The following is a 9,516-nucleotide window of genomic DNA, read 5'->3' on the forward strand; positions in this document are numbered from 1 at the left end:
ACTAGCCTCCGTTACTGCCTGATTCGTTCCATGATGTCGCCGAAGTCTTCGAGACTTTCCTTGACCCCTTCTACACCGCCAGCGAGGCTCTTGACTGCCTTATCGAGCTCGGCATCCAGGCTACCCAGGGTTTGTCTCAAAACCCGATCCATACCATCACCGAACTCTTTGAAGCCGTTACCAAGCACACCACTGATGTTTTCCAGGTATTCATACACTTCTCGGTTAAGCGCCTGCATCCGCTCGCTTTGAACCTTCAGGTCCTGGAGATAGTGGCTGCGACCGCTGGCCTCCCCTTGTGCACTTGCGACAACTCCTTCGATGACCGCGAGAGTTTTCGCCAGCGCTTCACGATTGTTTCGATAGTCCGCGACCACGGTGTTCAGCTCACGTGATGCCTGTGCAAGCTCAGTACCTGCGCCCTGGACTGTGCCCATCAGCCCCGCAGTCGACTCACTGGCTCGCGCAACGCTTTGTCCGGCCGTTTCGAACCGCTCAGCCGCCGCCCGCATCTTGTCTGCGCCTAGCTGCATGCTTTGCAAATGCTGCTCTGTCTGGGCACTCAACGCCTTAACGGTGTCCTGTGCAGACTTCTGTTGCTCTGACACTGTTTGCAGCAACGCCTTGACCTGCTCGTCAAGGCCGCCCACCAGGTCGCGGGTGCCTTGATGCAGGTCAGCCTGTGCAGCGCGGGTGGTTTGATCCATCTGCTGCTGGCCGTGCTCCAATTGCTTGAAGACTGCCGAGAGTTGCTCACCCAGCACCTCAACGGAGCCCGCAATTTTCGCCATGGTGTCCTGTTGACCTTGGCCGATGTTCTGCTTGATCGACTCAACAAAAGCCTGGAGATTCTCAGCCATTGCCTGTTGGCGAGTCTCGCTTTGAGCAAATAACTTCTCCAACTGCTCGGCCATTCGAGCACCTGCCCCCTCCCCTTCGTTGCCGATACGGGCAACCGAAGCCTGGAGATTGGCGAGCATCTCGTTCATCCCCGCTTGCATGGCGTTCTGTCCGGCCTGCATATCGGAGAGTAACTGGGCAATCATGGTCGAGCTGTTTTGAGTCGATGACTCACTAGCCGAACGCATATCTTGGATCAGCGTCGAAAAGCCCTGCTGCATCGACTGCATGGCGGCAACGGACTGGCCCATCAGTTCGTGTAGACCGTTGAACTGTTGGCCGAACGTACCTTCCAGCTTGTTCATGAAGGCAACTAGAACATCCTGAAGAAGGTTCTGTACTTGCCCTGACTGATCGCCACTGGCAGCCTGAACCGCACCCGCGATAGCTTCAAGGGGGGATTTGAGACTGTTCTCAATCGCACTGCTTACCTGATCGGCCAACAACTGCCCAGAGTCACGGTAAGTCGTTGACAAGGTATCCGCTAATTTGAGGCTTTCGCGGACTTGGGTATCAACGAGGTTCTGCAGCATTTCCCGCAGATCGGTTACCAGGCTGTCCTTGAGCTGACGGGTTTGCACGGAGCTTTCCGCACTCGAGCGCACAAGCTCCGCTAGATATTCCTCACCGACACCGCTGTCGAAAAGCCCGTCGATGGTTTCGTTGAACGCTTCAAGGAGCCTGTAGCATTGGCCCAGACGCCACTTTTCAGTAATCGTGACGGCTATAGAGGCCATGATTGAAATAAAGGAGCCGATGAACGCAAACAACACGTCCTTGAGCAGCTTATCGACGCTGGCATTTACCTGCTCGGGGGTGCTTGGATCAAAATGCTGTAGGCCTAGCATCAAGCCGAAGAAGGTTCCGACAATACCGATGCCGGTCAAAATACCAGGCAGGTGTTTATAGAACTCGGTTCCCAGCGGGGTATCGACCACGCTTTGAGGTGAAAAAAAATGTGCCGCTCCGGCGGTGGCGCGCGACCGTACAAGGACCTGCTCACCTTCCTGAAACTCAAACTGGTCATGCAGCGTTTCAGCGTACTCGTGCCAGGAGTGCTCCAGCTTGCTTCCATTGAACAGTCGCTCCAATTCAGAGCGCCGTTGAGACGGGGCGAGCGCTTTCACACCCTGCACGCGTTTAGTCAGACTTTTCAGCTGACTGCTAAGTTTGAAGGATCTACAAAAATAACGGAAAAAGTACCAAGCGCATAAAATGAAAACGAAGCCAACTACCATTTTTGGTGCGATCAGCTGCTCGGAGCTTGCTGCACCCCAAAGATGCAACAGCGTCGAAAAATCCATACTTTCCGCCTTCAATTAAGCATTTTTTTGATGTTCAAGACGCCTGCAACACCCACATTGATGCGTCAATCGCCAATCCCGCTGGCGATCGATGAAAGCACCTTGCTCGGCACGCGTTTTTCAGGGCACAACAAATTCGGAATGGAAGGGCGGTAGTTTCACTACGGCTAATCAGGAACCTTCCGTGGACAAATGTTAGAAAATCATGTCCTTATGCCAGCACCTTAGCCTGAGCCTTGACCGTCGTAAAGCCGGACGCGATCAATGGATCCCTGACCTGGAAAATCCGACGGGCTTGTCGGGTGTGTGCTCTTCGACCACGGCACAGAGTGACCAAATTCCCTCCAGCCCTTTGCAATTGGATCAGAGTCGAAAACTTTGATTCTGCTCAGCCAATTCGCGAACCATGATCCGACTAGACCCAAAGCCATGATGGCCATCACCAAAGCCCTTGGTAGCCGACTTGTAGAGGCAGCTAGCTCTACAGAAGAACTCGGCCTGTCCAGCCAGGTCGTCACGTTGCAGGTGATAGAACGGATTACTGAGATGTCGACCAAGTCGCTGAATGACCGCTTCTACAGACAAGTCCCTATATGGTTGTTGCCCCTCCTGAGCTCGAGCCTACCAGCGCGTTGAAGCATTGTAGTTCAGCTGGATGTGGAGATTGGAGCAGTCCTATACATCAACGTCTGCATCGATATCTACGATCTCAACAGCTAAGCTCTGGATAATCTCGATACTTTCTGGGCACTCCACCAACTCGACCGAGTCGATGCTTGGAGTTGTAAAACCGTAATCTGCCGTGACACGCCATACGACAGGGCCTGCCTGGGTAGTCCCAGTGAACAACGTCGCATAGGTTTCACCATCTCCCTTGAATCTGGGAGCCTCCACCAACTCAGATGAGGACTGAACAATCGAATCTGCCGGGATGGTTACCTTCTCGCCTGACAGTTCGTAAACCACATCCTGAGTCACTTCAATCACTGATGCCATGAGCCCTCCTAGTAAAAGGGCACTACTGTAGTGGCAATCAGCCAGCTAAGAAACAGGACATTCGCTCAGAAGGGGAATAGCCATCGACTGATCGATGGCACTCAATCAGTTGCCCGTCGAACGCGACCAGTGCGAAAGGTTCGTGCCCCTGCCGGTTTGCTGCTCACACGAAGAAAGAACAGCCCAGTCAGTCCCTACTACATCTAAAGCCATGATGATTGCTCCCATAGGACTTCGTAGCAGCCTTGCACAGGTAGCTGGCGCGGTAGAACAGATCCATCAGCACGTCCTCATCGTCAGCACGCACATACCGATCAACTCGGTATTCCGCATTACGGGGGATATGTACCAGCCCATCAACTTGATCGTCAGGCAGGCCCAAAGCACTGGCCCATGCCTCTTGCATGCGGCTGATCATGTTGTCAGCCTCAGATCGCAGCCGTCCAACCGTGTAGTAGGCATCTCGATTGAGCAATATCAGCAGGTGGTAGTGTGGTCGCCCTCCCCAGCCCACTTCTCTGGCCCAGACGTATCGGACCTTGCAGTCATGGGCGTATAGATTTCGTGCACGGGCCTTGTCACGGTTGTGCTCGATCTTCGCTTTGAAGGATTCAATGAACCTACTGATGACCTCGTTGGTGTAAGCATGATCAGGTAGATCGATTCCGACTGGCAGACGGAGATCCACTCTGTAGGCCAATACCCTGGAGTACTGCTTAAGTGCAAGATCTATGGTGCGCTTCAAGCGGGACAGGTATTGCCAGACGAAGGGGCCTTTCTCGACCATCACTGGCAGGCCTTCAAAGGTGTCGTCGTGGTGCAGGCGGAGGTTGGTGTTATCGGGATGACGAAGCATGGTTACTACTCACTGGGATTAGGTTCATAACCAATGCCCAGTGTGTATTTTTTTATTCACAACCTTGTAGGACATGACCTACGTGATATCCGGCTACTGGCTTTAGGAGCCAGTAGCCGCCATGCCGACCAGTACCAACCCTGCGGGTAGTGAGACTACTAAAAGCATAATACCCACACCGAGAAAGCCCTCTCCAGAAAACTGAGGGAACTGAGACCCGACTGCTCCCGCCACGCTTACATATTTATTCCGCTATCACTCCGGTAAAAAACCATGCCCTGATCCGGTTTGAAGCCCAGTAGGCCGAGGCAATGGAAGTAACACTGCCTGGGATATATAGAGAGTTTCCAGTCAATCCCGGTAAGCGCTGGCAAGGTCCAGCCTGCATAACTGCCATGACCGGCTGCAAACCGGTCATGGCAGCACCCTAGGTCAGGTCGCGCTCTTCGATCCTTGCCAGGATCCAATCATGCACCTCGCTTTCAACCCAGCCAACAGCCCTGTCGCCCAATGATACTGATTTCGGAAAACTCCCCTCGCTGATGTACTTGTAGATAGTAGACCGGCCCAGTCCGGTGCAGTCGATAACTTCTTTCAGGCGGATGATCCTCATGAACGGGCTCCTCTCATATCGTTCAGAGGATTCGCAAAGCCTGTAAAAAAATACTTCGAAGCCGATCCACCACATTGCGAACCGATCATCGCCAGAGCCTGTTCCCCTAGTTCCTGCCCAAACCTCCGAACTCTCTGAATGAGGATGAATCAGCGTAGCCATAGGTCTACCAATTTGATGGGAACCGATTAGCAGCCAGCTCGAGCGCGTATGCACGGCCCGCGATAATGTTGAGTTTGCTGCGGCAAGTCGCTTTGACTGCAGCCGCCGACCGTTTAGCTCCATGCTGTAGATGGAAGCGCAGATCAAAGACACTCCTGATTACCGTTCTTCACAAGTGGATATGTGACACCCTTCACCCGGATTTCGAGATGCCATTCAGAGCAGAATCGCATATTAAATTGGTTATTTTTTATTAACAGAACCAAGGATATTTCAGGATAAAGCCTTTCATAATTGGACATATACGCTAAATTAAACAGGTAACGTCACACTGAACACCTCTCCGTAGCGTTACATGGTTACGCCACACGTTTCGTCACACGTTTCGTCACCATGTGACGATACGGCAAACCATCACATAGTAACGAATCAATATCTGGTACAGGATAACATTACATTGAGCGATAAAAATACTACATTCATAACCGCCGTAGACCTATCAGACCCATCCACCATAGACCTGTCAGACCTATCAGACCTATCTACAATAGACCCATCAGATCTGCCCACCGTAGACCCATCAGAACCGGAGGTTACAAAGCTAGAGGCTATGGTTCTTAAGTGGCTTAACCCTCGAAATCGAGCCCAGCACCTGTGGGCAATTGACTACTTGACTACAAAGGGGGAGATACTTTCTAAGGGCTTGCTGTCCTCTCCTGAAGATAGCCTCACCGAATGGAGTCAATCTCTACGAGACACACCAGCCAATGAGCTGCTAATCAGGAATATGACAGCCGCCTGGCGCCAGAAGCGATACAGAGATCGACAAGTAGATAAGAAGTCCTACAGCTTCACTCTTGATACGGCAGTGAAGGTTCAGCTTGACCGCCTAGCCGGAAGACAAAAGAAAACGATATCTGGAATGCTGGAGGATCTGATCACGCAAGCAGTACTCAAGGCCGAAAAAGCTGAAACGAAGAGGAAGCTCGCAAGGTCAAGGGAAACTGAGCCTAGGGCAACGCTACGCCACAGACTCAGCACTGCCGAGAACCCCAAATAGCTTTTTCGATATCACCCTCCGACTACGTCAGGTGCGCCAGGTATGAAGCCTATCGCTCGATAGTTCATAGTCTGGTGAGCCATAGACACCAACTCATGCTTGGCAGGCGCAGCTGCTTAGCAGCTCCGGGAGACTTAGCTGACAGTCGTGATAAACGGCCTAGAGGCGTATGGCTATCCGATCGCCAGATGCGAACCACCACACAAGACAATCTCAATTCACTACCAATTCACTACCGGAACAGCCAAATCGCGGACATGAAAAAGCCAGGCTGTTACCAAACCTGGCTAAGTCATTGAAAAATATGGTCGGGACGGAGTGATTCGAACACTCGACCCCTAGCACCCCATGCTTGAAAATGGGATGAAACCCCAGTATTTGTTGAGTCTTCTATCGGCGCTCGCTGCAAACGGTGCCTCACTGATCATCACCGATATTTACGAATCCCCGAAAAAGTCCCCCCGCCTTTTGGCACCCTCTCCGGCGTTCTGCCGATCAAATCTCCCTCTGCTATTCTGGGTTCTTCCATGGAGGACACCCAATGCCGAACTCAGATCTACTCCCTTCCCTGCTCGCCAAGATCAACGAAAACCAACTTGCCCTTGAAGCCGCCATCATGGAACTCACCCTCTGGGTCGAGCAGCGCGGATCCGCCGATGTAGCCGAAAATGTCCGAAGCTCTCTGGCCGCGCTCGATCGGAATGAAGAATTCATCAAAATGACGTTGGCTGTTTTGATGACGCCCGACTGACAGCTCGTCGCCTCACCCTCGCCCGCTGGGACAGCCTCGATTACTGTATATGCAAACAGTATTCAGTAAGGCGTGCCCGTGGACCCCCTCTATATAGAAGACACCGACGACTGGCTCGGCAATCCGACTCCGCTCGAAACCTGCCGGCACCAGCTGCGGATGTATGAGAACGAATTCGAAGCGCTCACCCTTAAGCTGGAGCGTGCACTGGAAAATATTCAGGGCTTGGTCAGAGACAATGACGCTCTCACGGTGGATCGTAACTCTCTCAGGGCAAAGCTTCAGTACACCGAGGGGGAGTTACTGAGCGAAAAACGCAGATTCGCTGATGTGTCGCACCAGAGGGACCATCTCTTCCACGAGAATCAGAGCCTTCTCAGGGATGCGCGGTATCGGCAGAACTGAGTGCCCGCACATAGGCCTGACAAGCCTGTAGCGCGATCAGTCCACGGTCGCCGGTGTCGGTGATGGCGATAATTCGTTGAGCATGCGCTGGGTCAAGTTGGGCTCGCGCGGCTCCATGAACCACGCCGACGGCGCCGGGGGTGGAAGGCACGTTGCAGCCACTGGCTGAATCCGTGGCGTCGATAAGGACTGACAGCCGCAGATCAGCAGTAGCCAGGCGATCACGCAGCCTTGAAATATTTTTCTGTGCATCACTAAATTCCTTGAAATGCGCTTCGTCTATAGATTGAAGACGGCCTTCTAGGCCCAGGCGCTTGTCCTGCTCGATACGGGCCTGGGCGGCCGCGGCATTGCCGATAGCTGTCAGGTCCGACTGGTGCAAGCCGTCCTGCACGGCCAGTCGCTCGCCCATGCGCCAGTCCTGCACCTGCCAGGCACCGCCAAATCCGATGGCGAGCGCCAGCAGGATAGCGGCCAGGACTTGACCAGGCGTCATGCCAGCACCTTCAGCGCCTTGTCGTACAGCCCCTGGCGGTCGGCCTGGCCGTTGAGCCCGCCATTGATGCGCAGCGTTACGCCTTTCAGGTCGCCGGCATCGGCCAGGGTGTTCAAGCCATTCACCGACCAGAACCATGCGGCCGACAGGGCGGCGTATTGAGTCTGCTCCAGCAACTCCGGCCGATTGAGCAAGTCCAGGCCCAGGGCATCGCCACACGCTGCATAGTTCGTCTTGCCGGTCACCTGGAACAAACCACGACCGCGATATTTCCAGCCATCACCCGGCTCGGTGTTGCCCATGCGACCGGCATACACGATGTTGGCGATCTGCTCGGGCTTGCGGGCTGCTGCCGTTGCTCGAACCAGGTCGAACCGGCTTGGCCAAGTCTTCATCAGGCCTTCAGCGCTGTAGTTCAGGTTTTCCACCAGGCGCATCAACTGGCCAGACTCATGGCCGACCTGGGCGATGAATGCGGCAACACGCAGGCGAGTCACAATTGCGTACTTGCCCATGGCCGTATTCAGGACAGGAACAAAAACGCCGGCTTGGCGGCCGGCGTTCGGGAGGATCTGCAGCAGCTGCTGCTCGGTGATGGGCATGGCTTTCTCCAGGCGAAAAAAAACCCGCACCTGGCGGGCTGGATAGCTGAAACTTGTGGTCGATGGGTTGGGTGCTTCACAGCGCCGGCACTGTTATGATCCCGGCACGCCCTCCTTGCCCACACTTCCATAGGAGGGAATAGAAACCCCGAAGCCCGCGAATCTTCGGGGTTTTGCTTTTCTATTCCCGCTGCTAGCATTGCGGAACGTTCTCGATATGTCCCGATCAGAGAAAATAGAAGCCCTGGTGATTACAGCTCGCCGGGGCTTCGTCTTTTTGCGGCCATGCTCATTGAACGTTTGCACGTTAAAGCGGCGGAAGCATCAGCCATGCAATAACGTAAACAAGAGCAGAAAGCAGAGCGAGAAAGTTGATAGTAAAATTGAACATGCCGGTCCTTAACCATGTTTCTGCCAGTGCATCCTATTTTCCTACTGGCGGAATGGCATTACTACTTTCGTAGCATGCCTTAAGACGAAGAAAACCCCGAACGGGTCGGGGTCTTGGTGTAGTGCTTGGCGCCGCCTATTCGGACACCTGCCCAGAACAGCCAGGCCCGCCATCGAGCGACACCCTCCGCCCGCAGCGCACGGTACAGGACGGCGTCTGCATCCTTGCGGTTGAGCTGGCCATTCTCGTAAAGCCAGTCATGCACCGTCGCCGCGTAGTTGCCGTACCCCGACACCAGCGCGAACAGCACAAACAGGAAGGCGTTGTGCAGCCCTTGGATACTGGCGAAGTCGGTGACGAAGCCGGATGGCACGATGATCGTGCGCTCGTCCTCATCGGCCAGCACCAGGTCAGCAAGCAGCGTGTACGTGCGTCGGTCGGTCTGGTCGGTTTTCAGCGTGGTGACGAAGCGGCTCATGCGGGCCATCCCTCCTCGAGCATTTCAGCGGTCATCGAGCCGTCGGCCACGAACCCAAGCAGCTCCGCCTCACGGTTGAAACAGGCCTGCACGAACGCCCGCACCTCGGAAGCCAGGCCGATCACCTGGTCACGGTTCAGCTCGACAAAGCCGGTCGCCGCCTTCCACTTGATCTGGTAGTTCGGATCAAGGGATGCGGCAAAGGCAGCACCCGTCATCAGCGCCTGGCTATCGCGTTCGGTGTTGACCGGGATCCCCTCCACGGTGACCCCGCCGGTTTCCACCTGATAACGTCGCGCGGCAATCAGCACGGGCCAGTCCGGCGCCGGGACCGGCTCGGGTTCGGGCGCCGCCTCCAGCTTTTCCCAGCCGCTTCCGGTCCAGCGCGCCACTTCGTCGCCTTCAAGTTCAGGCGGTGGCGTCGGTGTGGAGCGCTCAGGAAGTGCGCCGTATGGATCAGCATCGACTACCCCGAAGAAAATACCGTTTAAGTCCCAGCGAT

General features: G+C 54.7%; 11 protein-coding genes. 3 read left to right on the plus strand and 8 right to left on the minus strand.

All coding sequences use genetic code 11. The features are described 5' to 3' along the window. Positions 1 to 11 precede the first annotated feature (11 nt). The 4 genes from zorA1 to IEQ42_RS25665 form a co-directional block, all read right to left on the minus strand. Complete coding sequence (gene zorA1 / locus IEQ42_RS25650; RefSeq protein WP_210705964.1) at positions 12 to 2,204, minus strand: type I Zorya anti-phage system protein ZorA1; 2,193 nt, start codon at positions 2,202 to 2,204, stop codon at positions 12 to 14. A gap of 675 nt (positions 2,205 to 2,879) precedes the next feature. Beyond that, positions 2,880 to 3,200, minus strand: a complete 321-nt coding sequence (locus IEQ42_RS25655; RefSeq protein WP_210705965.1) for a hypothetical protein — start codon at positions 3,198 to 3,200, stop codon at positions 2,880 to 2,882. Positions 3,201 to 3,387: 187 nt separating this feature from the next. After that, on the minus strand, positions 3,388 to 4,056 hold the full coding sequence (locus IEQ42_RS25660; RefSeq protein WP_210705966.1) for an inovirus Gp2 family protein: 669 nt from the start codon (positions 4,054 to 4,056) through the stop codon (positions 3,388 to 3,390). 427 nt (positions 4,057 to 4,483) lie between these two features. Continuing rightward, entirely contained in the window at positions 4,484 to 4,669 is a 186-nt protein-coding gene (locus IEQ42_RS25665; RefSeq protein ID WP_060765721.1) for a helix-turn-helix transcriptional regulator, read from the minus strand. 619 nt (positions 4,670 to 5,288) lie between these two features. On the opposite strand from IEQ42_RS25665, the gene IEQ42_RS25670 reads away from it, so the two are divergent. The 3 genes from IEQ42_RS25670 (at position 5,289) to IEQ42_RS25680 (ending at position 7,047) form a co-directional block, all read left to right on the plus strand. Continuing rightward, a complete protein-coding gene (locus tag IEQ42_RS25670; protein WP_210705967.1) occupies positions 5,289 to 5,891 on the plus strand; it encodes a hypothetical protein in 603 nt (200 codons plus the stop codon). 541 nt (positions 5,892 to 6,432) lie between these two features. Beyond that, positions 6,433 to 6,642 (plus strand): hypothetical protein, encoded by a 210-nt coding sequence (locus IEQ42_RS25675; protein ID WP_186565496.1) that lies wholly within the window; start codon positions 6,433 to 6,435, stop codon positions 6,640 to 6,642. A gap of 78 nt (positions 6,643 to 6,720) precedes the next feature. Further along, positions 6,721 to 7,047, plus strand: a complete 327-nt coding sequence (locus IEQ42_RS25680) for a hypothetical protein (RefSeq protein WP_210705968.1) — start codon at positions 6,721 to 6,723, stop codon at positions 7,045 to 7,047. On the opposite strand, the gene IEQ42_RS25685 is transcribed toward IEQ42_RS25680, so the two are convergent. The 4 genes from IEQ42_RS25685 to IEQ42_RS25700 form a co-directional block, all read right to left on the minus strand. Continuing rightward, positions 7,019 to 7,543 (minus strand): lysis system i-spanin subunit Rz, encoded by a 525-nt coding sequence (locus tag IEQ42_RS25685; RefSeq protein WP_210705969.1) that lies wholly within the window; start codon positions 7,541 to 7,543, stop codon positions 7,019 to 7,021. The two genes, IEQ42_RS25680 and IEQ42_RS25685, sit on opposite strands and share 29 nt — an antisense overlap. After that, positions 7,540 to 8,145 (minus strand): glycoside hydrolase family 19 protein, encoded by a 606-nt coding sequence (locus IEQ42_RS25690; protein WP_210705970.1) that lies wholly within the window; start codon positions 8,143 to 8,145, stop codon positions 7,540 to 7,542. The genes IEQ42_RS25685 and IEQ42_RS25690 overlap by 4 nt, the downstream gene beginning before the upstream one ends. 470 nt (positions 8,146 to 8,615) lie before the next feature. Beyond that, on the minus strand, positions 8,616 to 9,014 hold the full coding sequence (locus IEQ42_RS25695; protein WP_210705971.1) for a DUF1353 domain-containing protein: 399 nt from the start codon (positions 9,012 to 9,014) through the stop codon (positions 8,616 to 8,618). Continuing rightward, positions 9,011 to 9,516, minus strand: a 506-nt coding sequence (locus IEQ42_RS25700) for a DUF4376 domain-containing protein (protein WP_210705972.1), incomplete at its 5' end; no start/stop codon positions are given. The genes IEQ42_RS25695 and IEQ42_RS25700, both read right to left, overlap by 4 nt.

Origin of the sequence: Pseudomonas iridis, from assembly GCF_017980685.1 — a bacterium.
Taxonomy (GTDB): Bacteria; Pseudomonadota; Gammaproteobacteria; order Pseudomonadales; family Pseudomonadaceae; genus Aquipseudomonas; species Aquipseudomonas iridis.